The following is a 22996-nucleotide window of genomic DNA, read 5'->3' as shown; positions in this document are numbered from 1 at the left end:
GCTCGGGTGACCGGTCCCCCGGCCGGCCGGGGCCGGCTCGGGACCGCCGTGTCCGTCGGCCGGCGCGGTCGGGTGCTGCGGGGAGGTCATGGCGGTCCTCAGGAAGCGGTGCTGGGCGGTGCGGGAGTGCGGCCCGCGGCGGGGCCGGAGGCCACCTTGCCACGGGAGGCGGCGGAACGGCGGCGGAGCAGGAGGACGACGGTCACGACCGCGGCGACCAGGACCAGCAGGCCGATCAGGGCCGCCCACGGCAGGGCGATCATCCTGAGCTCGGCCGAGGCGGTCACGGCCGCGCCGTTGCCCGCACCGACCGCGGTGCCCTGGGCCTGCACCCGGACGTCGGCCCGGCCCCAGGTGTGCACGCCGGTCACGGTGATCTCGCGGTCCAGTGCGGACCCGGCCAGCACCTCGACCGGATCGGCGCCGGAGACGTCGACGACGCGCGCGGCACCGACCAGGCCCGCCACCGCGACCGCGTCGGTCGGCAGCAGGCGGGTGTTGCCGGAGTTGGTCAGCCGGTAGCGGATCACCAGGGTGTCCCCGGCGAACGGGTTGGCGGAGGATTCGCGGTCGACGGTGAGGCCGGTGACGCTCAGGCCCGGGGTCAGCTCGCCGGAGACCCGGACGTGCATCCGGAGCGCCAGTCGACGGTCGAGCCGGACGGTGCCGTCGTCGCCGGAGGCCGCGGACAGCGAGGTGAGGATGCCGCCGGAGTGGTCGCCGGGTGCGGCGTCGGCGGGCACGGTCACCGTGAACGGGACCGCCACGGTCTGCCCGGCCGGCACGTCGATCTCCCCGGCGTCCGGGACGATCCAGGTGCCCAGGTCCACCGAGGGCTGATCGGCGGGCAGCAGGTCGAGCTGACCGGAGGTCGTGGTCAGTCCGTCGGCACCGTAGACGGTCAGGTGCAGATCGGTGCTGCCGCGGTTGGTCACATCCAGCACGTCCCGCACCACGTCACCCGGGTCCAGGTCATAGGCGTAGTTCGCGCGGTCGGCGCCGTACTCGGTGTCGCCGGGGACCACGCCCCAGGTGACCGAGGAGGTGTCGGCGGTGGGGGCGGCCGGCGCCACCGCCGCGCCGGGCGACACCAGTCCGAGCAGCAGCCCGAGGACCAGTGCCGCGCCACCGCGACGACGAGAGGGGGAGACGAGGGCGTCCACGGTGGCTCAGCCCACCAGGGTGAGGGTCAGCACACCGGTGTAGTCACCCGCCGCGGTGTCCCGCGGCACGGAGAGCTGCAGCGCGGCGTCCACGGAGACGCTGCCCGCGGTGTGACCGTCGGCCGCCGACACCAGGGTGCTGGCGGCGGACAGGCCGGAACCCGAACCGGCGGAGACGGCCGGACCGGCCACCGCGCCGACGGTGTTGTCGACCAGCGCCGGGGCCCAGCCCAGGGCGGACCCGGGGAAGGTGGCGCCGGCGGAGCTGAACGCACCGGCGGAGCCGTTCACGGTCCACGCCCCCACGGTGGTGCGGGTGTCGGAGACGGTGACCCGGTTCAGAGTGCCGGAGGCGACGAACGCGCTGGCGGTCGCCTGGGCGGTGCCGAGGTTCACCCGGGTGTCCGGGTTCTGCACGGTCCAGGTCAGCTCACCGTCGCCGGGGGTGCCCGGGTCGGTGTCCTCCGGGATGGTCACGCCGAGGTCGATGTCCTCGCCGGTCCCGGTGCCGGTGCCCGGCTCGGTGCCCTCGTCCACGGTCCAGCTGACCGACAACGGCGTCGTGACCTTGCGCGGGTCCGCGGCGCCACCGGAGGAGTACCAGTACGACGACTGCCCGGTCTTGGCCTGGAAGTCGACGAAGGACTGCGGGAACGCGCCCCAGTTCTCGCCGGTCCGGGTCTGCTCGCCGGAGGCCGGAGTGACCTCGACGCCCAGGTAGTCCGGGGTGGAGACGAAGCCGTCGGCGTCCACGGTGACGTCGCTCAGGTCCGCGAGCACGATCTGCTCGGGGGCGAGCTCGACCCACTGCGACTGGTCCTCCATCGAGGTGCCGTAGCCGGTGGCGGTGGCGGTGAGCTGCCCGGAGCCGTCCGCCACGGTGAGGATCGGGTCGGACAGCGTCCAGTAGGTCATGCCGCCGTAGAAGCTGACGGTCAGGTCGCCGTCCCAGGCGATCGACGCGGTGCCGGCCGCGGTGTCCACGGTGCCGGTGCCCGCGGCGAACACGCCGACCGAGCTGGTGGTGCCGCCGACCGCGACCGTGCTGCCGGTGGCGGTCTGGCACTTGGTGGCCCAGGTCGCGACCGCGCTGCCGGACGGGGTGTCCTTCACCACGGAGACGTTGCCGACCTGGCCGGAGTAGAAGCCGTCGGCCTCGGTCCACACCCGCGAGGAGCCGGTGTTGCCGGCCTTGCCCGCGGACAGGAAGTTGCACCCACCGAAGTAGGCGCCGGAGTTCGCCTCGGTGTTCAGACCCCAGCGCAGCTCGACGCCGTCGACGTCGCTGGTGGCCGCCTGGGCCGGCATCGCGACCGCGACACCCATGCCCAGACCGAGCGCGACCGTGCCGAGCACCGCGGACCAGCGGTGTCGGGCGCGATTCTCCCGAAGAGCCATCGTCAGTTCCTCTCGTCTGCCGACCCGGGGGCCGGCGCCGACCGTGCGCCCCACAGCGCACGGTTCTCCGGTGGGGGACCACAGGGGTGGCCCCGACCGGACTACCGCCAGGGCAGGACCAGCCAGCCCTTGCGGAAGCCGAAGATCGTTCCCGACCCGGCGAGCATCAGGCCCGCCGCCCCCCAGGCGACGGTCTGCCCCGCGGGAGTGCCGCCGTCGGCCGGGATCAGGTCGCCCCGCGCCTGGGTCACCGTCTGGGTGGCCACGGCGGGGACGGTCAGCGCGTTCTGTTCCGCGACGGCCGCGGCGGCCGCGCTGGGCGTGGTCGCGGTCCGGGACGTCGACGCCGCCCCGGTGCCGGACCCCGTGCCACCGGCGCCGGTCGTCGCGCCGATCGCCGCGTCGGTCGCGGCCGGTCGCTCCTCGGCCGGGACCAGCGCTGCCGCGGCGTCGTAGCTCACGTAGATCGTGGTGGCCGGCTTGCGGGAGTCGGCCGCGCCGCCGGAGGAGTACCAGTACGCCGACTGACCGGTGAGCACCTGGAAGTCGACGAAGCTCTGCGGGAACGATCCCCAGTCCGCGCCCTCACGTGCCTGCGAGGTCCCGCCGGACGGGGTGCTGACCTCGACTCCGCGGTAGGCGGGCAGCACGGAGAACCCCTGGTCGGTCAGCCGGACCCCGGACATGTCCGCGAGGGTGATCGTCGTGTCCGCCAACCGGTTCCACTGCGAGGTGTCCGACATCGAGGTGCCGTAGCCGCTCGCGGTGGCGGTGAGCCGGGCGGTGCCGTCCGCGTTCACCGTGAGCACCGGGTCGCTGGCCCACCAGTAGGTCATCCCGCCGTAGAACACCACGCTGAACGTGCCGGACCAGCGGATCTGCGCGGTGCCCGCATCGGGGTCCGCGGTGCCGGTGCCGCCGTCCAGCACGACCTGCTGCTCGGTGACCCGGTTGTTGCCCGCCGTCACGGTGACGCCGTCCCGGTCGGTGCACCGGCTGGCCCAGTCGGCGGTGACCCGGGTGCCGTCGGCGGCCGGGCGCTCGATCCGGACGTCCCCGTCGGTGGCCCGGTACAACCCGTCCGCCTCGGACCAGACCCTGGCGCTGCCCGCGTTCCCGTCGGCGCCCGGGATGCCGGCCATCAGGAAGTTGCACCCGCCGAAGTACGCCCCGGCGCCGGTCTCCGCGTTCAGCGACCAGCGCAGCTGGCCGTTGGTGATCGACAGCTTCTGGTCGCCCAGGTCGGGGATGGTCACACCGACCTCGATCGAGCCGTCCGGGTCGTCGGCGGCGAGCGCCGCCGGGGCCGTGGCGAGCAGCGCGGCGGCGGCCAGGGCCGCGGCCGCGAGGACCCGCCTCATCGGACGGCCTCGGTGGTGACGACCGGCGGGAGCTGTTCGGTCGGCGGCCCGTCCACCGGGTCGTGCGCGGGCAGGGGCGACGGTCGCCGGGTCGCGGGGCCGTCGACCGCACCGGGCGCGGACGACGCGATCGGCGGTGCGGCCGCGTAGTGCCGGGCGACCGAGGCGCGGGGCGGGGCGTCGGCGGTCCGGGCCGCCGCGACCCCGTCCACCGGGGCCGGTGCGGACGGCTGAGCCTGCGCCGCCCTCCTGGCCCGCCGGCGGCGACGCTGCGCGGTCACGAGGGACACCAGCACGGTGAGCAGCAGCAGGCCGCCCGCCACCGCCACCGCGATCTCCGCGGCGGTCCACACGTGCCCCTCCCCCGCGCTCTGCGCAGCGATCAGGTCGGCGGCGCTCGCGGCGGCCGGATCGGCCGTGACGGTGAACTCCAGCTCGGTGGTCAGCCCGGAACCGGCGGCGCTGACCCGCAGCAGGTGGGTGCCGACCCGGGTGTCGCCCGGCAGCTGGAGCGCCCCGGCGATCTCGCCCTGGGCACCGGCGTTCAGCGGACCGAGGGAGACCACACCGTCGTCCAGGGTCACGGTCAGCTGCTCGCCCGGGTCGAAGCCCTGCCCGGCGAAGGTCAGGGCCCTGCCGACCACCGCGGTGGCCTGGTCGACGCCGACGGTCGGAGCGGCCCGCTCGGTGGTCTCCTCGGCGGCGGACTCGGACGTCCCGGCGGCCGCACCCGGACTCGTCGCAGCGGCGGCACCGGATCCGGCGGCCACGAAGTCGACCGGGGTGAAGCTCTCGTTGCTCGGGTTGACCACACCGTGCGCGCCGATGGTGATCACCCCGCACTGCACCTGGGTGCAGTCCACCTCGGTGATGGCGCCGTCGCGGCCCTTGGCGGTGAAGGTCGGGCCCGGCACGGTCAGCGAGGTCGACCAGGTGCCGTCCGCGGCCACCGTGCCGCCGTTCGCCGCCGCCTCGGTGTCCGAGCCGGGGAACGCCACGAACCGGATGTAGCCCTGGTTGTCCGCGGTCTCGGCGTCGGGCACGTAGTCGTAGTCGCTGCCGGTGTGGCCGCCCTGGCTCGGTCGCCAGCTGCCGCCCGCGGCGTCGTCGACCCAGCCGAAGACCACGTAGATCCCGCCGAACCCGCCCTGGATGGACTGGAACCCGGTGCCGGTCAGCTGCAGGGTGGTCGGCCCGTCCAGCGCCGCCTGCGCCCGGCCGTCGACCCCGGCCACGCCGACCGAAGGGGCGGCCATCGCGGCGGGGGCGGCGAACAGCAGGGCGACCAGCGCGAGGAGCGCGGTCAGGGCGGAGCGGCGGGGTGCCGCGCGGCGGATCATCGGAGGGCCTCCGTGGGCAGGGCGGTCGGGACGGTGTGGTGGGCGGCGGTGCGGTCGGGCAGCACCACCAGCTCGCCGGTGCGGTGGTGCCGGAAGACGTCGACCGGGTACTGGTAGAGGTCGCTCAGGGTGTCGGCCCGGAGCACGTCGGCCGGTGCGCCCAGGCCGTGCGTGCAGCCGGCGCCGAGCAGCAGCACCCGGTCGGCGTAGGCGGCGGCCAGGGACAGGTCGTGCAGCACGGCGAGCACCGCGTCACCGGAGCGGGCCCGGTCCCGGGCGTGGCCGAGCACCTGCTCCTGGTGCTTGATGTCCAGCGCCGCGGTGGGCTCGTCCAGCAGCAGCACCCCGGTGCCCTGCGCCCGGCTGCGGGCGAAGGAGGTCCGCGCCTTCTCCCCGCCGGACAGGGTCGGGAACCGGCGGTGCACCAGGGGTCCGACGTCGGCGGCGGCCAGGGCCTCGGCCACGGCGCGGTCGTCCTCGGACTCCTCGGGGCGCCCGCGCCAGGGCGCCCGCCCCATGCGCACCACGTCCAGCACCGTGAACGGGAAGCTCAGCCGGTGCTCCTGCAGCAGCACGGCACGACGACGGGCCAGGTCCGCGGCGGGCGACGCGTGCGCGTCCCGGCCGGCGTAGCGCACCGACCCGGTCGACGGTCGCAGGTCACCGGCCAGCAGACCGAGCAGCGTCGACTTCCCGGCACCGTTCGGTCCGACCACCGCGAGCAGCTCGCCGTGCCGCAGGTCCAGGTCGACCCCGGTCAGCAGCACCTGGTCCTCGACGACGTAGCCCAGGTCCCGGGCCTCGATCGCGGCGGTCATGCCCAGCCTCCCGCGGTGCGGCGGGTGCGCCGGATCAGCCAGAAGAAGAACGGGCCGCCGACCAGCGCGGTCAGCATGCCGATCGGCAGGTCGGCGTAGGCGACCGCGGTCCGGGCGACCAGGTCGGCACCGGTGAGCAGCACCGCACCGCCCAGCGCGGACAGCGGCACCAGCACCCGGTGCCCCGGGCCGAGCAGCATCCGGATCAGGTGCGGCACCACCAGTCCGACGAACGCGATGATCCCGCAGAACGCCACCGCCGCCGCGGTCAGCAGCGCCACCACCACGATGCTCGCCATCCGCAGCCGCTCGACGTCGACGCCGACGTGCCGGGCCGAGCGCTCGCCGAGCGCCAGCAGGTCCAGCCGCCGGGCGAGCAGCATCGCCACCAGGACGCCGACCGCGACCAGCGGCGCGACCACGCCGACGTACGCCCACCGGGTGCCGTTCATCGACCCGAGCTGCCAGAACACGATCTGCTCCCGGGACTGCGTGTCGCCGAGGAAGGTCAGGAACGCGATCCCCGCGCCGCCGACCGCGTTCACCGCCACCCCGGTGAGCACCAGGGTGACCACCTCGGTCCGGCCGTCCGACCGGGCCAGCAGGTACACCAGGAAGGTCGCGAGCAGTCCGCCGACGAAGGCCAGCACCGCCGTGGTGTACGCCCCGGCGAAGCTCAGCCCGAACACGATCCCGGCGCAGGCCGCGAGCGCCGCACCGGAGGACACCCCCACCACGCCCGGATCGGCGAGCGGGTTGCCGAACACCCCCTGCATCACCGCCCCCGCGGTGGCCAGTGCCGCTCCGACCAGCATGGCCATCGCGACGCGGGGGAACCGGATGCTCCACAGCGCGGCGTCGCCGTTGGGGTGGACGGGCAGCGGCAGCCAGTCCAGACCGATCCGGTGCAGCACCGACCCGAGCACCTGGTCCGGCGGCACGGCGAGCTGTCCGCTCCCGGCGCTGACGATCCCGAGCGCCACCAGCGCGATCACCAGCAGCACGGTCACCGGCACCACCCGGGAGACCGTGCGGGGCAGGACCGCGGTGATCGCCGTCATGCGGCGTCCGGGGCGTAGAGCGCGCGGGCCAGGGCGTCGAGGGTCTGCGCGGTGGTCGGCCCGAAGCCGAGCAGCTGGGTGTCCGCCATGTCGACGATCCGCCGGTGCTCACCGGCCGGGGTCTGCGCCACCGCGGGCAGCTGCTCCAGCAGGCCGTCGACGCCCCCCACCGACTCCAGGCCCTTGGTCATCACCAGGACCAGGTCCGGCTGCGCGGCGACCAGGCCCTCGTCGGTGATCGGCCGCATGCCCTGCCAGCCGATCTCGGTCGCGACGTCCACGCCGCCGAGCGAGGTGATCAGCGAGTCCGCACCCGAGCCGGTGCCGAACATGTAGTAGACCCCGGCGCTGCCGCGCAGGTAGAGGAAGACCACCCGGAGCTTCTCGGACTCGTCGGTGGGCGCGAGCCGGGCGATCTGGCCGGTGACCTCGTCGATGCCCTGCTGGGTGCGACTGGTCAGCTCGGCACCGGCCTCCGGCAGCCCGACGGCGGCGGCGACCTGCGTGATCAGGGTGGCGACGTTCTCCAGGCTGCGGTGGGAGTCGACCACGACCACCGGGATGCCCGCGTCCCGCATCTGCAGGATCACGTCCCAGGGCCCCAGGGTGGTGTCGGTGATGATCAGGGTCGGCGCGAGCTCCAGGATCGCCTCGCCGGTGAGCTCGTGCCCGTTGCTGGTGACGAGGGGCTTGTCCACGATCTCCGGGAAGTCCGAGGAGGTGTCCCGGCCGACCACGCTGTCGCCCAGGCCGAGCTCGTAGACGATCCGCGAGGTCGAGCCGTACAGGTCCAGCGCCAGGATCCGGCTGGTGTCGGTCACCGTCACCTCGGTGCCCTGGGCGTCGGTGACGGTGGCGGGCAGCGCCGGGCTCGGGTCCTCGGCCACCGGCTCGACCGGCGTCGCCACCGACACCGCGGTGCTCGGCCCCTGGTAGTCGCGCGGGTGCTCCAACGGGGTCAGCGTGTCCAGCGCCGGACGGTCGTCGGCGGCGGCCGGGCCGGAGTCGCCCGCGGCTCCGGTGAGGGAACAGCCGGCGAGGACGGCGAGCACGCACACGGGGATCAGGACACGGCGCAACCGGGAGAACAGCGACATGGTGGGACGAACTCCTACGTCTGGAAGGCTCGCCTAACCTAAGTTAGGGCACCCTCAGAAACAAGAGGACGTCGTGTCACAAAACGGCCACGACACCCGGACGGCCGCATGCCGGACATGACGACGGCCCGCCGGGGAACCCCCGACGGGCCGTCCGCGTCCTGCGCTCAGCGCTCCTGGTCGCGCTCCTTGAGCCGCTGCTCCTCGCGCTTGACCTCGGCGTAGCTCGCCCGCTCCCGGTGCAGCCACTCCGGCGCGTCGGCGATGATCGCGTCGATCTGCTCGGTGGTCAGCGGATCGGTCAGGCCGCCGCGGGCCAGCCCCGACATCGACACCCGCAACCGGGCGGCCACCACCTGGCGCGGGTGCGGTCCGGTGCGGCGCAGCTCGGTCAGCCACTCCGGCGGGTGCTGCTGCCACTCGTCCAGCTGGTCGCGGGACACCGGACCGGCCTGGAACTCCGCCGGGGTGGCGGGCAGGTACACGCCGAGCTTGGTCGCGGCGGTGGCGGGCTTCATGGTCTGGGTCGCGCGGGCACGACGGGGCTGCGAGGTCACCGGCCCAGGATACGGACACCTCAGGCGTCGAGCAGCCTCCGGACCTCCCGCGCCGCCGCCCGGCCGGCCCGATTCGCCCCGACGGTGCTGGCACTCGGCCCGTAGCCGACCAGCTGGATCCGCCGATCGACCACCGCCCGCGTGCCCTCCAGCTCGATCCCGCCGTTGTGGTGCCGCAGGCGCAGCGCCGCCAGGTGCTCCACCGCCGGCCGGAACCCGGTGGCCCAGAGCACCACGTCCGCCCGCACGTGCTCCGGTCCGTCGACCCAGCCCGCACCGACCGGCCCGGGCGCCCAGACCGCGCCGTCCGGCACCAGGCGCTCGAACATCGGCCGGGCCCGGAGCACACCGGACTCGATGCCCGGCCGGTACTCCGGGGTGAGCGACAGCCCGGTGGCGGAGACGATGCTGGCGGGCGGCAGTCCCTCCCGGGCGCGGCGCTCCACCCGGGCCACCGCCTCCCGGCCGAGCTCCGGGGAGAACTCCGCGTCGATCCACTCCGGCGGTCGGCGGGTGGCCCAGGTGGTCGACCGGGCGAACGGACGGATCGCCAGCAGGTGCTGCACCGCCGAGGTGCCCCCGCCGACCACGATCACGTCCCGGTCGGTGAAGTCCTCCGGTGCGCGGTAGTCGTGGGTGTGCAGCTGGGTCCCGGCGAACTCGCGCTGCCCCGGGTACACCGGCCAGAACGGGCGGGTCCAGGTCCCGGTCGCGTTCACCAGGGCCCTGGCCAGCCAGGTCCGGTGCACCCGGCGCGGCGCCCCGGGCGGTGCGGGCGGACGCGGGGCCGCGCCGGCCGGCCGGACCGGTCCCGCACCGCAGCCCAGGCAGTCCTCCGACTGCGGCAGGACCGGTGCGGCCTCGGCGACGGGGCCGACCGGCGACCCCGACCGGTCCACCGTCTGCACCGCGAGCAGGCCGTCCTCGGCGTCGCGGACCGCGCGGACCTGCACCGGCCGCCGGACGTGCAGCCCCTCGGTCGCCTCGAACTCGCCGAAGTACCCGGGCAGCGCCCGGGCGGCGGGCAGATCGAGGTCGAACTCCGGCATCGGCCGGTTCGGCAGCTCGTAGACGCTGTGCACGGTGCGCATGGTCAGCGTGGGCCAGCGTTCCCGCCACGCGCCGCCCGGACCGTCGGCGGCGTCCAGCACCACGAAGGTCGGGGCTCCCGGTGCGGGAGCGTCCACCGGTGCGAATCCGGAGCGGCGCAGATGGGCGGCGGCCGACAGTCCTGCCTGCCCGGCCCCGATCACCACCACGTCCACCCGCTGCGTGTCGTCGTCAGGGGCCACGGTCGGTCAACGCCTCCGACCCCGCCGACGTTCCCGGACCGCCCTCAGCCGAGCTCGATCCGGGCCAGCTGCACGCGGTCGTCCAGGCCGAGCTTCGTCAGGGCGTGGTCGAGGTGCAACCGGGTGCTGCCCAGGCTCAGGAACAGCTCGGCGGCGATCGCCCGGTCGTCCCACCCCAGCGCGGCCAGCTCCGCCACCCCGCGCTCACGCTCGGACAACACCTGTGCCGGGGCCGGGCAGGACTCTGTCAGCCCCAGGACCCCGCGGACCACCACCGCGAGCTCCGCGGCGGGCGGCACCTCGGCCAGGGCGGACCGCATCGCGTCGGAGTCGTCGTCGGTGAAGGCGCGGTGCAGCCGGTACCACGGCGCGAGCATCGGCATGGTCACCCGGTCGAGCTGCGCCTCGATCACGGCCAGCTGGTCGACGGTGTAGCGGCCCGGACGACGCAGCCAGCACTCCAGCGCGACGCCGATCTGACCGCACTCCACCAGCCGCAGTCCCTCCTCCCACAGCGCCCGGTCCGCCGCGGCCGATTCCTCGGCGGTCCCGGCGTGGGCGACCAGCGTCTCGGCCAGCGGGAGCAGGGAGTCGATCAGCGGGCGGTACCGGATCGGCGCCGCCCGGAGCTCGGTCAGCATCCCCTCAGCGGTCGACCGGTCGCCGAGCTGCACCCGGATCGAGGCGGCCAGGGCCAGCGCCCGGCGGAAGAACGGCTCCTCGGCGGGTCCGGAGGTGCCGAAGCGCAGCGCCAGGCTCACCGCGAGCCAGGACTGGTCGGGGCGGCCGGTCAGGGACAGCACCTCGGCGAGCAGGCACGAGTGCACCCGGATGCCCGGGGCGTCCAGCTCCGCGCAGGCGGTCTCCAGCAGACCGCGGGACTGCCGCTCCACCTCCGCCCAGTCCCCCAGCAACAGCAGCGCCGACGCGCGCAGGCCCGCCAGGAAGTGCCCGAGCAGACCCGGCTGATCCGTCAGGTCGCCCCGATCGGCGAGCGGGAAAGCGAGGTCCGGGCGCCCCACCTCGATCAGGACGCCCGCCAGCACGGCGGCCTGCACCGCGGCGCGCGTCCCGCCCCCGACCGGGGGCAGTGCCCGCACCGCCGCGTCGACCGGCTCGCCCGCCCGGGCCAGGGCCAGCACCTGCTCGCGCTGCGCGTCCAGTTCTATCAGCGGACGCAGGTCCTCCGCGTGCGCGGCGGCCAGGGCGACGACGGCCGACCGGCCCTGTCCGCTCCACTGCGCCCAGACCAGCTGCTGCAGCCGGTACAGGGCCCGGTCCAGCGGGTCGTCCCGGTCGGACAGCGCGGTCTGCCGGTAGACGGCGGCGATCCGTTCACGTTCCGGCCGTCGGCGCACCAGGGTGAGGTAGGCGTTCGCGGTCCGGACCGACGGAGTGGCCAGCCACCGGGCGCGCAGGTCGGACTCCCGTGCGACCTCGTCCTCCTCGATCCGCGCCGCCAGCCCGGCGGTCCACAGCGCGCCCAGCCCCACCTCGTCCGGTGCAGGCTCGAACACCACGTCCAGCGGCGACCGGTGGTCGGCCCGGGGCCGGTGGGCCGTCGCGCCTGCCCGCTCGGTGAACTCGGCCCGGCGCCGGAGGCTCAACCCCGAGCGCAGTGCGGCCGCGAGCGCCGGTGGCGACACCGCCAGGGTCGGCCGACCGCGACGGTCCTGGGAACCGATCAGGCGCCCCCGGTCGACCAGCCGCCCGACCAGCTCGGGCGGCACCCACTGCGCCACGTCCTCGGCCGCGGCCGGGCCGAGCCAGGACAGCAGCTCCAGCGCCTCGGCCTCGGCGGCGGGCAACCGCGGCACGAAGGCGTTCACCACGGCGTCCAGGGGAAGACCCTTGGCGATCGCGACCGCATGCCACCGGCCGTCCCGCAGCTCGATCGCCCCGGCGTACCGCGCCGCGTCCACCAGGGCGTCGACCACCCGGGGATTGCCCGCCGACCGGGCCGCCACCGACGCGACCAGCGGGACGTCGGCCGGCGCACCCAGGGCGGTCGCGATCTGCTCGAACACCGAGCTGTAGGTCAGCGGGCGGAGCCACACGTCGGCCGGGGCCCGCTCGGCGCAGAGGACGGCACCGGCGCCCTCCGTGTCGCGACGTCGGCCACCGGCGGTCAGGACGACGGCGCCCCCGGACCGGGCCAGTGCCTGACGGACCACCTGCGCGCTGCACGGGTCCAGGTCGGCGGCGTCGTCGATCAGCAGGGTGACGTGCTCACCGGAGAGCTCGTCACCCAGCCAGCGCGCGAGCTCGACGCTGCTGGCGTCCGCGAGCGCGGGCGGGAACGACGGGTGGGCGAGCAGGGCGGCGTGATCGCGCGGGCCGGCAGCGGTGAGCAGCAGGGTCCGATCGCCGCGCTCGGTCAGTCGTCCGGCCAGCCCCCGGAGGACGGTGCTGCGCCCGGATCCGTCGTCACCACGGATCACCACGTCCCGTCCCAGGTCGAGCCAGGACTCGACGGCGTCGAGCGTGAGTGCGAGATCGCGGAGCACGGAGCACCTCTCAAGCGGGGGGCGGAATGACCGCGACCCTAGGAAGCGGCCCCCGCATCGGCGCCGTTCGCCGTCCAACTCAGGGGTTAACAGCTCCCGGTGGGGTACTGATCACGCACGACCCGAGTAGTAAATCGACTCGACCAGAGTGCGATTCACCCACGCATGAGTAGCCATCTCCCCTGGCCCTGAGGGCTGGTGCACCGGAGCGGCTGATAGGCATGTGCCATGACCGCCGACCTCCGCCGCAGCACCGGTCCCCTGAGCAGCGCCGACGCCGACGCCGTACGCACCCTGGCCCGAGCGGCCGCGGCGGCGGACGGCGTCGATCCGCTCTCCGAACAGCCCCTGCTCTGGCTCACCGGCGCCGGACCGGCGATCCACCACCTCACGGCCGGCGATCCGGCCGCACCGGCCGGGTACGCCCAGCTCGATCTGCGCGACCCGGGGCAGGCCACCGCGGAGCTGGTCGTGCACCCGGACCACCGCCGCCAGGGTCTCGGTTCCGCACTGATCGACGCACTGACGGCCCCGGTCGACCTCTGGGCGCACGGCGACCTGCCCGCGGCCCGCGCGCTCGCCGCCGCCCGGCACCTGCCGGTGGTGCGGGAGCTCTGGCAGATGCGACTCGACCCGCTCCCCGCGCCCGCCGACCCGGCGCCCACCCCACCCGAGCTGCGGATCCGGGCCTTCGTCCCGGGCCGGGACGAGGCCGCGTGGCTGGAGCTGAACGCCGCCGCCTTCGCCCACCACCCGGAGCAGGGCCGCCTGACCCGGGAGGACCTGGACGCCCGCGAGGCCGAGCCGTGGTTCGACCCGGCGGGTTTCCTGCTGGCCGAGTCGACCGTGGACGGCCGGCTGCTGGCCGCCGGCTGGACCAAGGTGCCACCGGGTGAGGACGAGGGCGAGATCTACGTGCTCGGCGTCCATCCGCAGGCCCAGGGCCGCGGACTGGGCCGGCTGCTCACCGACCGGATGCTGGCCCAGCTGGCCGATCGCGGACTGAGGACCGCGGTCCTCTACACCGAGGGCGACAACGCCGCCGCGGTGCGGACCTACCGACGCGCGGGCTTCGACCGCAGCGCGGTGCACGTCGTCTACCGACGGTGACCCGCCCCTCCACAAGCCGCCACGGACGGCCGTGGTCCCCAGGGCTCGGATCTCGGTCACCCGCTGGACACCTTCCAGTGCCACCATGGGGCGATGAGCGACAACCCGGACCAGCAGCCCCGCGGTCGCACCCGGCGGACCAGCGCCGCCACGACCAGCACCAGTCGTAGCTCCGCGGCCGGCAGCACCGGCACCGGCAGCCGCTCGACGACCAGCAGCCGTTCGACCACCGGCCGTGCCCGCCGGCAGCCGACCGCCGACCAGCCCGCCGCGCGGGCCAACGGCACCGTCGCGGCCAGCACCTCCGCGGCCGACGGGGTGACCGAGGACGGTCGCACCCGCACCGGCCGGCCGCTGGCACCGGAACTGGCCGCGCACATCGCAGAGCACATCGCGCCGGTGGCCGAGGCCGAGCCCGCCGGGCTCCCCGCGTCCGAGCCGCTGCCCGATGACCGGTTCCTGGACCGGGAGCTGTCCTGGCTGGCCTTCAACCAGCGCGTGCTGGAGATGGGCGAGGACGACGGCCAGCCCCTGCTGGAGCGGGTCCGGTACCTGGCGATCTTCGCCTCCAACCTGGACGAGTTCTTCATGGTCCGGGTGGCCGGCCTGAAGCGCCGGATCGCGGCCGGGCTGGCGGTCACCGCCGCCTCCGGTCTCAGCCCGCGCCGGGTGCTGGAGTCGATCAGCGAGCGCGCGCACGAGCTGATGGAGCGGCACGCCGCGGTCTTCACCGAGCAGGTGCAGCCCGCCCTGGCCGCCGAGGGCATCACCCTGGTCCGCTGGGAAGAGCTCGGTGAGGCCGAGCAGGACCGGCTGCGCAAGTTCTTCCGCAAGCAGATCTTCCCGGTGCTGACCCCACTGGCGGTCGACCCCGCGCACCCGTTCCCGTACATCTCCGGCCTGTCGCTCAACCTGGCCGTGGTCGTGGCGAACCCCACCACCGGCAAGGAGCACTTCGCCCGGGTCAAGGTGCCGCCGCTGCTGCCCCGCTACATCGCGGTGGACGCCAAGGGCCGCCCCACCGCCACCGCCGGGCAGGCGCCGATGGACCAGCGCCCGATGTCCTTCGTCCCGATCGAGGACGTGATCGCCCAGCACCTGGACTACCTGTTCCCGGGCATGGAGATCCGCGAGCACCACACCTTCCGGGTCACCCGCAACGAGGACGTGGAGGTCGAGGAGGACGACGCCGAGAACCTGCTGCAGGCGCTGGAGAAGGAGCTGCTGCGCCGCCGGTTCGGTCCGCCGGTCCGGCTGGAGGTCGCCCGGTCGATCAGCCCGCGGATCCGCCAGCTGCTCATCCGCGAGCTCGGCGTGGTCGAGGAGGAGGTCTACGAGCTGCCCGCTCCGCTGGACCACACCGGCCTGAACCTGATCGCCGACCTGGAGCGCCCGGACCTGCAGTACCCGAAGTTCGTGCCGACCACGCACCGGTTCCTGGCCGAGGTGGAGTCCGCCACCCCGACCGACGTCTTCGCGGCGATCCGGACCCGGGACGTCCTGCTGCACCACCCCTACGACTCGTTCAGCACCTCGGTGCAGACCTTCCTGGAGCAGGCGGCCGCCGACCCCAAGGTGCTGGCGATCAAGCAGACCCTGTACCGCACCTCCGGCGACTCGCCGATCGTCGACGCCCTGATCGATGCCGCCGAGGCGGGCAAGCAGGTGCTGGCCCTGGTCGAGATCAAGGCCCGGTTCGACGAGCAGGCCAACATCGGATGGGCCCGCAAGCTGGAGCAGGCGGGCGTGCACGTGGTCTACGGCATCGTCGGCCTGAAGACGCACGCCAAGCTGTCCTTGGTCGTCCGGCAGGAGTCCGACGGGCTGCGCCGGTACTGCCACGTCGGCACCGGCAACTACAACCCGAAGACCGCCCGGATCTACACCGACCTCGGTCTGCTCACCAGCGACCCGGACGTCGGGCAGGACCTGACCCGGCTGTTCAACCAGCTGTCCGGCTACGCGCCCAAGTCCCGGTTCCACCGCCTGCTGGTCGCCCCGCGGTCGGTGCGCTCCGGCCTGATCGAGCGGATCGAGCGCGAGGCGCAGGCGGCGCGGGAGGGCCGGCCCAGCTGGATCAAGCTCAAGGTCAACTCCATGGTCGACGAGGAGACCATCGACGCCCTGTACCGCGCCTCGCAGGTCGGGGTGCCGGTCGACCTGGTGGTCCGCGGCATCTGCGCCATGCGACCCGGCGTCCCCGGCCTGTCCGAGACCGTCCGGGTGCGCTCGATCCTCGGCCGGTTCCTGGAGCACTCCCGGGTGTACGCGTTCTGCGCCGACGGCGGAATGCGCAAGGACCTGGTGGACGGTGGCAAGGAGTCCGACGTCCTGATCCCCGGCCCGGAGGTGTTCATCGGCTCCGCGGACCTCATGCACCGCAACCTGGACCGCCGGGTCGAGGCCCTGGTCCGGATCGCCGAGCCCGAGCAGGTCGCCGAGCTGGTCGACCTGATGGACGAGTCGATGTCCGACGCCACCGTCTCCTGGCACCTGGGACCCGACGGCACCTGGGACCGGCACGCCACCGGCGCGGACGGTCGGCTGCGCGACCTGCAGTCCGCCCTGATCTACCGGCAGCGTCGGCGGCTGGGCGCGGGCCGATGAGCTCTGGCACCACCGTCGCCGAGGCCGCCCGGGCCGCACGCACCGCCCGGGATGCCCGGCGGCCCGCGGTCGTCGAGGCGGCCGGCGCCCTGGTCTGGCGGGTGCGGCAGGGCCGGCTCCAGGTCGCCCTGGTGCACCGCCCGCGCTACCGCGACTGGTCCTGGCCCAAGGGCAAGGTCGAACCCGGGGAGCACGTCACCGTCGCCGCGATCCGCGAGGTCGAGGAGGAGACCGGGCTGCCGATCGTGCTCGGCCGCCCGCTGCCCGGCCTGCAGTACGCGCTGAACGACGGTCGGCACAAGCGGGTGCACTACTGGGCCGCGCAGGTCGCCGGCCGCCCCGAGGGCCCCGCCCTGCACGCCCGCCCGCCGTTCGCGCCCGCCGCGGCCACCGAGATCGACCGGGTCGCCTGGATGGACGCCGAGGTCGCCCGGCGCAAGCTCACCCGGCGCGCCGACGCCGAACCGTTGGACGCCCTGGTCAGAGCGCACACCAAGGGGCGCCTGGACACCCGCGCGGTCGTGGTCGTCCGGCACGGTCGCGCCCGCAGTCGCGCCGCCCACGGCGCGGAGGAACTGACCCGGCCGCTGACCCCGGTCGGGCGCCGCCAGGCCGAGGACCTGGTCCCGCTGCTGTCTGCCTTCGGCGTCGCGGAACTCGTCACCAGCCCCTGGGCGCGCTGCCACGGCACCGTGGAGCCCTATGCCACCGCGGCCGGGCTGCCGATCGGCGAGCTCGAGCCGCTGACCGAGCACGCGCACGCGCACGACCCGGGGGCGACCGCGGACGCCGTCGAGGCGCTGATCGCCGCCCGGGCCGGACAGGTCGACCTGGCGCTGTGCACCCACCGGCCGGTGCTGCCCACCGTGGTCGGCGTCCTGGCCGGCCACGCCCGCACCAAGGCCCGTGCGGAACTGCCGACGGCCGATCCGTGGCTGCACCCCGGGGAGATGCTGGTCGCCCACGTCGCGACGGCAGCCGACGAACGCGGGCGGCGGCGGGTGCTGGCGGTGGAGCGGCACCTGCCCTGACGAGTCGCCCTCCCGCGCCACAGCGCTCGGCGCGGGAGAGCGGGGCCTTTTACGCCATTTCGCTCAGCCGCCGCAGCTCAACGTGACCGACGCGCCGTACGTCGGATTCCCAGCCGAACCGAGGAATCCGCCGCTGCGCCACTGTGTCGCATTGGAGTTCTTGCAGGTGAACTTCGTCATCACACCGACACCCTTACCCCCGGCAATGACGGAAGTGTTGGACGATGTGTTTTCGCGCCAGCCGATCAGTGCACCCTGGTAACTCCACAGTCGCGCGGTGGCGACCTGCGTCGTCGGCGAGCATCCGGCACTCCGCGCGAAGGAGACGGTGCTCATGACGATGCTCCCGCTCTTCGTGGGAGAACCGGCGGTGACCGTCTCTGTGCAGGCCGCCGTCACTCCCACGTACGTGGTTGTCGTGGCGCCTTCATGGACGACCACCGTCTCACCTGCCGCCGGCCGGATCGTCGGCTCGGCCGCGTCGAAGACCGTGACACTGGTCGTCGTCGGCGACGACTCGCTGCCGATAGCCGGAGAGATCGCGCCCCCGCTGAGCAGACATGCCATGCCGAGCACTGCGGTCACACCGATACTACGCTTCATCATGCCCCCTTGTTGTTCCGATAGGACGACCAAGCTATCCATTCGATGACAACAAGTCCAGAAATCTTGATGATTGATTCATCAAATACAACGGTAGATGACTGGCGTCCTTGTGCGAAACTCGGTGAGGCCGGCATGAGTGAGCGGCGCGCCCGTGGTGCAGGACGCGCCGCTCAGCCGAGGCGATCGATCAGCTCAGAGTCCCGAGCCTTCCAAGGTTCCCGTCACCGGCTCTGCGCTCATGACGATGCACTGGACGACGCGGTCATCCATCTGCTCCCACCCACCCTCGGTCGGGGTCATCGGCTGGTAGCCGAGGGAGGAGTTCTCAGCCGGCACCCCGACAAACGTGGCGAACTCGCCGTAGCAGAAGTCGTCGGCCTGCGCGTCGAGGTCGGTCGGGAAGTCACCGGCAGGCAGCTCCTCCTCGGCGTAGATCTCGGAATCGTGCGCGTCGGAGCAGGGCACCGTAGGCAGCGAGGAGACCTCGTCGGCGAGGTCAGCGGACGCGAGATCCAGGCAGTCGCCGACAGCCACCGTGAACACGTTGGCGTCGGAGGACGCGGTGATCTCACCAGACGACTCGTCCCGCTGCGCGTCGGGTGCGCTCGAGCTACAGCCGGAGAGGGCGAGGGAGGCCACAGCGAGGCCCCCGAGGACATAGGTGAGGTTCAGCTTCCGCACAGACATGACACGCAGTGAACCCGACGTCGAAGCGGTTCGTCCACTTCAAGCGTTACGGGCGATATGGCCTGACTAGGCCGATCGGGTGAGCCGAACGGGCCGGTCAGCCCAGGAAGGCGTGCAGCACCACGTAGACCACGGCAGCCACCGCGGCCGCCGCCGGGATGGTCAGGATCCAGGCGGCGCCGATGCTCTTGGCGACACCCCATCGGACCGCGGACAGCCGTTTGGTGGCGCCGACGCCCATGATCGCCGAGGTGATCGTGTGGGTGGTGGAGACCGGGGCGTGCAGCCAGTAGGCGTTCAGGTAGAGCACCACGGCGGACACCGACTCGGCGACGAAGCCGCGGGCCGGGTCCAGCTCGATGATCTTGCGGCCCAGGGTCCGCATGATCCGCCAGCCACCCGAATAGGTCCCCAGCGAGATCGCGGTGGCGGCGGCCAGCTTGACCCAGAGCGGGATCGAGTCGCCGTCGTGGAAGCCGCCGGCGACCAGCGCCAGCACGATGACGCCCATCGTCTTCTGGGCGTCCTGCAGACCGTGCCCCAGCGCCATGGCGGCGGCCGAGGCGGTCTGCGCGAGCCGGAACCGACGCTGCGCGGGGGCGGGCGACGCGCGCCGGACCAGCCACAGCACGCCGACCATCACCGCGAACGCGGCCGCGAAGCCGAGCAGAGGGGACACGATCATCGGGATGACGACCTTGTCCAGGATCGCCGACCAGTGCACGGTGATCCCGGAGGCGACGCCGACACCGGCCAACCCGCCGATCAGAGCGTGCGTGGAGGACGACGGCAGTCCGAGCCACCAGGTGATCAGGTTCCAGGTGATGGCGCCGACCAGGGCGGACAGCACGATCACCAGGCCGGAGTGTGGCGCCACGTCGTCGATGCTGACGATGTCGTGCGCGATGGTGGTCGCCACGTGGGTGCCGAGCAGGGCACCGAGCAGGTTGAACACGGCCGCCATCAGCAGCGCCGCCCGCGGAGTCAGTGCCCGGGTGGACACCGAGGTCGCGATGGCGTTCGCCGCGTCGTGGAACCCGTTGGTGTAGTCGAAGCCGAGCGCGAACGCGACAACGACGACGACGAGCGCGATCTCCACGGGAGCTCAGGACTCCTTGAGGGCGATGGTCTCGACGGTGTTCGCCACCTTCTCGAACGCGTCGGCGGCGTCCTCGAGCTTCTCGACGACCTCCTTCAGCTTCATCAGCTGGATCGGGTCGGCGATCTCGTCGAACATCTGCGCCAGCAGCTTGCGGTGCGACTTGTCCGCCTGGTTCTCCAGCCGGTTGACCTCGACCCAGTAATCGCTGAGCGAGTCCATCGAGCGCAGCTTCGGCATCGCCTCGGCGGTGAGCTCGGCGCAACGCTGCAGCACCTGGACCTGGTCGGAGACCCGCGGCGGCAGCTCCTCCAGCTTGTAGAGGACGATCAGGTCGGTCGCCTCCTCCATGAAGTCCATGCAGTCGTCCAGCGCGGACGCCAGGGCGTAGATGTCGTCCCGGTCGAACGGGGTGACGAAGGTCTGGTTCAGCCGCCGCATGATCGAGTGGGTCGCCTCGTCGGCGAGGTGCTCGACCTCATTGATCTGCTTGGCGATCGCCTTGCGGGTCTGGCGGTCCGCCCCGAGCAGCTCGGCGACGAGGTTCGCGCCGGTGACGAGGTGGGCCGCCGAGGCGGCGAGGAGATCGAAGAACGAGGTGTCGCGCGGAGTGAGGCGCAGGCGCACGGGAGACTCCCAGTGGAAGGGCTCTGGTCGTGCTCAGGCTAGGGCAGCCGACGGGTGAACACGCAACCCCGGAGATGAACGCGGGGTGAACGCACAGGTACGGGGCGGCGTCCGGTGCGGGCGATGTGACGGAGGTCCCGTTCCCCCTGTGAGCTTCGTCGCTCGTCGGGACGGGAAGAAGGTGACGCCGGACCGGGAAGCGCCTCTCGGCGCGTGGCCGCTCGAAGCGGCTGATATTGGAGCCCGGGGCTACCGCGGCCCGACGTCGCCCACCATTTTACCCGGCCGGTCCGGTTCGTCACCCCTCGCGGGGGTGAGACATCCCACCCGGACGACGGGAATGAGCTACTCCAGCTGATCGGAGCGCCACAGCCCGGCGGAGTGCTCGAGCTCCTCCGCGGTGCGCAGCAGCCCGTCGGCACCGCGCGTGAGCCGGTTCGCCGCCTCCGCGTCCGCGACGTCCAGATGGTCGGCGTCGAAGGCGGCCCCGGTGGCCAGCACCCGGCAGAACGCCGCCCCGCGCTCCAGGGCCACGGCCAGGTCGCCGGTGTAGACGCCGGACAGCACCGCGTCCAGGACCTCGCGCAGCTCACCCGGTCCGGGCGGCGTGACCACCCCGGCCACCGCGTGCGGCACCTCGGCGGCGACCAGGCCCAGGCGGTAGCGCTCGGCCAGCGTGGCCGGGTCGCGCCGCACCCACTCGCGCAGCACGTACAGCCGCCACATCGTGCCGGGCAGTGTGGTGGCCGGGCAGTCCGCCCAGAGCGCCGCCAGGGTGTCCAGCCCCTCGGACTCCACCAGGTGCACCAACCGGTCGACCAGCGCCGGGTCGTCCCCCGCCCCGGCACGACCGCCGTGCACGATCGCCGTCGCGGTGGTGTGGGCCACCCGCGAGCGCAGTGCCGGGTCCATCCCGCCCGGGATCTGGTCGGCCTCCTGCGGGTCGAGCATGGCCGGGCGACGGAATCGGGGGCGGGGCTGTTCGCTGCTCATCGTCCACGATTCTCCGCCCGACGCCCCGGGTCGGCGAACCCGCTCGCCGTGCGCGACGCCCTGACCGGCACTACGGTCCCCGAGGCGCGTTCCGGGTGCGGGATGCGCCGACCTGGTCAATGGTGGGAGCTGCCCTCGACCGGCGCCCAATGATGTGCACCGGCCGGGCGGTGCCCGCGTATCGGAAGGACGTCGTCATGGCTGGCAGTACACCGACGCAGGGCCGACACCCCGCGCACAACAAGGCGATCGGACTCGCGGTCGCCGCCGCGGTGGGTGGCTTCCTGTTCGGCTTCGACAGCTCCGTGATCAACGGTGCGGTGGACGCGATCCAGGGCCAGTTCGGGCTCGGCTCGACCCTGACCGGCTTCGCGGTGGCGGTGGCGCTGCTCGGCTGCGCGGTGGGCGCCTGGGCCGGCGGCCGACTCGCCGACCACTGGGGCCGGACCCGGGTGATGGTGCTCGGCGCGGTGCTGTTCTTCGTGTCCTCGATCCTGTCCGCGATCGCGTTCAGCGTCTGGGACCTGATCGTCTGGCGGGTGCTGGCCGGTGTCGGCATCGGCATCGCCTCGGTGATCGCCCCCGCGTACATCGCGGAGATCGCCCCGGCCGCCCTGCGTGGCCGGCTCGGCTCGCTGCAGCAGCTGGCGATCACGCTCGGCATCTTCGCCGCCCTGTTGTCCGACCAGCTCCTGCAGGAGGCCGCGGGCGGTGCGTCCGAGGTGCTCTGGCTCGGCTGGGAGGCCTGGCGCTGGATGTTCCTGGTCGCCGTGGTCCCGGCCGCGGTCTACGGCATCCTCGCGCTGCGGATCCCGGAGTCGCCGCGCTACCTGGTCGCCAAGGGCCGCCGGGACGAGGCCGTCCAGGTGCTCCGGAGCGTGCTCGGCGCGGACGAGGACCCCGAGGAGCGGGTGTCCCAGATCGAGGCCACCATCAAGAAGGACCAGGAGAACGCGGAGAAGGCCACCCTGCGCGGCTCGCGCTTCGGCCTGCTCCCCGTGGTCTGGACGGGCATCCTGCTCTCGGTCTTCCAGCAGTTCGTCGGGATCAACGTGATCTTCTACTACTCGACGACGCTCTGGCAGGCGGTGGGCTTCGACGAGAGCCAGTCCTTCCTGGTCTCGACCATCACCTCCGTCACCAACGTGCTGGTCACCTTCATCGCCATCGCGCTGATCGACAAGGTCGGGCGCCGTCCGATCCTGCTCACCGGTTCCGCGGGCATGACGATCTCGCTCGCGGTGATGGCGATCGCCTTCACCCAGTCCACCGGCTCCGGCGACGACGTCTCGCTGCCGGGTGCCTGGGGGCCGGTCGCCCTGGTCGCGGCGAACGCGTTCGTGGTGTTCTTCGGCGCCTCCTGGGGCCCGTTGGTCTGGGTGCTGCTCGGGGAGATGTTCCCGAACCGGATCCGGGCCGCCGCACTGGGCGTGGCCGCCGCTGCGCAGTGGATCGCGAACTTCCTGATCACCGTGACCTTCCCGCCGCTGCTCAGCCAGTTCGGTGCGACCGGGCCGTACCTGATGTACGCGATCTTCGCCGGACTGTCCTTCGTCTTCGTGCTCGGCAAGGTGCCGGAGACCAAGGGCGTGGAGCTGGAGGACATGGAGAACCTGCCCCCGGCGCGTCGGCGCTGACCGCA

Annotated in this window: 19 protein-coding genes; 4 read left to right on the top strand and 15 right to left on the bottom strand. The window is 73.4% G+C overall.

From position 1 onward, the window contains the following. Nucleotides 1–98: 98 nt before the first annotated feature. From OGL89_RS06805 to OGL89_RS17150, 10 genes are all read right to left on the bottom strand, one after another. Complete coding sequence (locus OGL89_RS06805) at nucleotides 99–1163, bottom strand: DUF916 domain-containing protein (protein WP_263119157.1); 1065 nt, start codon at nucleotides 1161–1163, stop codon at nucleotides 99–101. A gap of 6 nt (nucleotides 1164–1169) precedes the next feature. Then, nucleotides 1170–2561 (bottom strand): HtaA domain-containing protein, encoded by a 1392-nt coding sequence (locus OGL89_RS06800; protein WP_263119156.1) that lies wholly within the window; start codon nucleotides 2559–2561, stop codon nucleotides 1170–1172. 101 nt (nucleotides 2562–2662) lie between these two features. Continuing rightward, complete coding sequence (locus OGL89_RS06795) at nucleotides 2663–3922, bottom strand: hypothetical protein (RefSeq protein ID WP_263119155.1); 1260 nt, start codon at nucleotides 3920–3922, stop codon at nucleotides 2663–2665. Continuing rightward, entirely contained in the window at nucleotides 3919–5262 is a 1344-nt protein-coding gene (locus OGL89_RS06790) for a hypothetical protein (RefSeq protein WP_263119154.1), read from the bottom strand. Before OGL89_RS06790 ends, OGL89_RS06795 begins: the two co-directional genes overlap by 4 nt. Beyond that, the gene (locus tag OGL89_RS06785) at nucleotides 5259–6080 is read right to left on the bottom strand and encodes a heme ABC transporter ATP-binding protein (RefSeq protein WP_263119153.1); all 822 of its coding nucleotides are present in this window, start codon (nucleotides 6078–6080) and stop codon (nucleotides 5259–5261) included. Before OGL89_RS06785 ends, OGL89_RS06790 begins: the two co-directional genes overlap by 4 nt. Then, nucleotides 6077–7141 (bottom strand): iron ABC transporter permease, encoded by a 1065-nt coding sequence (locus tag OGL89_RS06780; RefSeq protein WP_263119152.1) that lies wholly within the window; start codon nucleotides 7139–7141, stop codon nucleotides 6077–6079. The genes OGL89_RS06785 and OGL89_RS06780 overlap by 4 nt, the downstream gene beginning before the upstream one ends. Continuing rightward, nucleotides 7138–8238, bottom strand: coding sequence for an ABC transporter substrate-binding protein (locus tag OGL89_RS06775; RefSeq protein WP_263119151.1), 1101 nt, complete (start codon nucleotides 8236–8238; stop codon nucleotides 7138–7140). Before OGL89_RS06775 ends, OGL89_RS06780 begins: the two co-directional genes overlap by 4 nt. Nucleotides 8239–8405: 167 nt before the next feature. Further along, nucleotides 8406–8756 carry a DUF5997 family protein gene (locus OGL89_RS06770; RefSeq protein ID WP_263119159.1) on the bottom strand — a complete coding sequence of 117 codons (351 nt, stop codon included), beginning with the start codon at nucleotides 8754–8756 and terminating at the stop codon, nucleotides 8406–8408. Between the two features lie 59 nt (nucleotides 8757–8815). Continuing rightward, nucleotides 8816–10087, bottom strand: coding sequence for an NAD(P)/FAD-dependent oxidoreductase (locus OGL89_RS06765; RefSeq protein WP_263119150.1), 1272 nt, complete (start codon nucleotides 10085–10087; stop codon nucleotides 8816–8818). Between the two features lie 44 nt (nucleotides 10088–10131). Then, entirely contained in the window at nucleotides 10132–12594 is a 2463-nt protein-coding gene (locus tag OGL89_RS17150; RefSeq protein WP_263119149.1) for a helix-turn-helix transcriptional regulator, read from the bottom strand. A gap of 228 nt (nucleotides 12595–12822) precedes the next feature. On the opposite strand from OGL89_RS17150, the gene mshD reads away from it, so the two are divergent. From mshD to OGL89_RS06745, 3 genes are all read left to right on the top strand, one after another. Beyond that, nucleotides 12823–13704, top strand: coding sequence for a mycothiol synthase (gene mshD / locus OGL89_RS06755; protein WP_263119148.1), 882 nt, complete (start codon nucleotides 12823–12825; stop codon nucleotides 13702–13704). Nucleotides 13705–13797: 93 nt separating this feature from the next. Beyond that, nucleotides 13798–16311 (top strand): RNA degradosome polyphosphate kinase, encoded by a 2514-nt coding sequence (locus OGL89_RS06750; protein WP_263119147.1) that lies wholly within the window; start codon nucleotides 13798–13800, stop codon nucleotides 16309–16311. Beyond that, on the top strand, nucleotides 16308–17342 hold the full coding sequence (locus OGL89_RS06745; protein ID WP_263119146.1) for an NUDIX hydrolase: 1035 nt from the start codon (nucleotides 16308–16310) through the stop codon (nucleotides 17340–17342). The genes OGL89_RS06750 and OGL89_RS06745 overlap by 4 nt, the downstream gene beginning before the upstream one ends. A 63-nt stretch (nucleotides 17343–17405) precedes the next feature. On the opposite strand, the gene OGL89_RS06740 is transcribed toward OGL89_RS06745, so the two are convergent. The 5 genes from OGL89_RS06740 to OGL89_RS06720 form a co-directional block, all read right to left on the bottom strand. Continuing rightward, on the bottom strand, nucleotides 17406–17945 hold the full coding sequence (locus tag OGL89_RS06740) for a hypothetical protein (RefSeq protein ID WP_263119145.1): 540 nt from the start codon (nucleotides 17943–17945) through the stop codon (nucleotides 17406–17408). A gap of 195 nt (nucleotides 17946–18140) precedes the next feature. Then, nucleotides 18141–18635, bottom strand: coding sequence for a hypothetical protein (locus OGL89_RS06735; RefSeq protein ID WP_263119144.1), 495 nt, complete (start codon nucleotides 18633–18635; stop codon nucleotides 18141–18143). A gap of 97 nt (nucleotides 18636–18732) precedes the next feature. Next, on the bottom strand, nucleotides 18733–19734 hold the full coding sequence (locus OGL89_RS06730; protein ID WP_263119143.1) for an inorganic phosphate transporter: 1002 nt from the start codon (nucleotides 19732–19734) through the stop codon (nucleotides 18733–18735). A 6-nt stretch (nucleotides 19735–19740) separates the two neighbouring features. Next, nucleotides 19741–20361 (bottom strand): DUF47 family protein, encoded by a 621-nt coding sequence (locus tag OGL89_RS06725; protein WP_263119142.1) that lies wholly within the window; start codon nucleotides 20359–20361, stop codon nucleotides 19741–19743. Nucleotides 20362–20706: 345 nt separating this feature from the next. Further along, the gene (locus tag OGL89_RS06720) at nucleotides 20707–21354 is read right to left on the bottom strand and encodes a hypothetical protein (protein ID WP_263119141.1); all 648 of its coding nucleotides are present in this window, start codon (nucleotides 21352–21354) and stop codon (nucleotides 20707–20709) included. A 197-nt stretch (nucleotides 21355–21551) separates the two neighbouring features. On the opposite strand from OGL89_RS06720, the gene OGL89_RS06715 reads away from it, so the two are divergent. Beyond that, a complete protein-coding gene (locus tag OGL89_RS06715; protein ID WP_263119140.1) occupies nucleotides 21552–22991 on the top strand; it encodes a sugar porter family MFS transporter in 1440 nt (479 codons plus the stop codon). Nucleotides 22992–22996: the final 5 nt, after the last annotated feature.

Source organism: Cellulomonas sp. RIT-PI-Y, from assembly GCF_025642745.1.
Taxonomy (GTDB): domain Bacteria; phylum Actinomycetota; class Actinomycetes; order Actinomycetales; family Cellulomonadaceae; genus Cellulomonas.
The sequence above is the reverse complement of the archived record's forward strand: the minus strand, read 5'-3'. Positions and strand labels throughout refer to the sequence as shown.

Coding starts and splice junctions, on each gene's coding strand:
- OGL89_RS06800 (WP_263119156.1), bottom strand. CDS start 2,561: ATGGCTCTTCGGGAGAATCGCGCCCGACACCGCTGGTCCGCGGTGCTC.
- OGL89_RS06795 (WP_263119155.1), bottom strand. CDS start 3,922: ATGAGGCGGGTCCTCGCGGCCGCGGCCCTGGCCGCCGCCGCGCTGCTC.
- OGL89_RS06790 (WP_263119154.1), bottom strand. CDS start 5,262: ATGATCCGCCGCGCGGCACCCCGCCGCTCCGCCCTGACCGCGCTCCTC.
- OGL89_RS06785 (WP_263119153.1), bottom strand. CDS start 6,080: ATGACCGCCGCGATCGAGGCCCGGGACCTGGGCTACGTCGTCGAGGAC.
- OGL89_RS06780 (WP_263119152.1), bottom strand. CDS start 7,141: ATGACGGCGATCACCGCGGTCCTGCCCCGCACGGTCTCCCGGGTGGTG.
- OGL89_RS06775 (WP_263119151.1), bottom strand. CDS start 8,238: ATGTCGCTGTTCTCCCGGTTGCGCCGTGTCCTGATCCCCGTGTGCGTG.
- OGL89_RS06770 (WP_263119159.1), bottom strand. CDS start 8,756: ATGAAGCCCGCCACCGCCGCGACCAAGCTCGGCGTGTACCTGCCCGCC.
- mshD (WP_263119148.1), top strand. CDS start 12,823: ATGACCGCCGACCTCCGCCGCAGCACCGGTCCCCTGAGCAGCGCCGAC.
- OGL89_RS06750 (WP_263119147.1), top strand. CDS start 13,798: ATGAGCGACAACCCGGACCAGCAGCCCCGCGGTCGCACCCGGCGGACC.
- OGL89_RS06745 (WP_263119146.1), top strand. CDS start 16,308: ATGAGCTCTGGCACCACCGTCGCCGAGGCCGCCCGGGCCGCACGCACC.
- OGL89_RS06740 (WP_263119145.1), bottom strand. CDS start 17,945: ATGAAGCGTAGTATCGGTGTGACCGCAGTGCTCGGCATGGCATGTCTG.
- OGL89_RS06735 (WP_263119144.1), bottom strand. CDS start 18,635: ATGTCTGTGCGGAAGCTGAACCTCACCTATGTCCTCGGGGGCCTCGCT.
- OGL89_RS06720 (WP_263119141.1), bottom strand. CDS start 21,354: ATGAGCAGCGAACAGCCCCGCCCCCGATTCCGTCGCCCGGCCATGCTC.
- OGL89_RS06715 (WP_263119140.1), top strand. CDS start 21,552: ATGGCTGGCAGTACACCGACGCAGGGCCGACACCCCGCGCACAACAAG.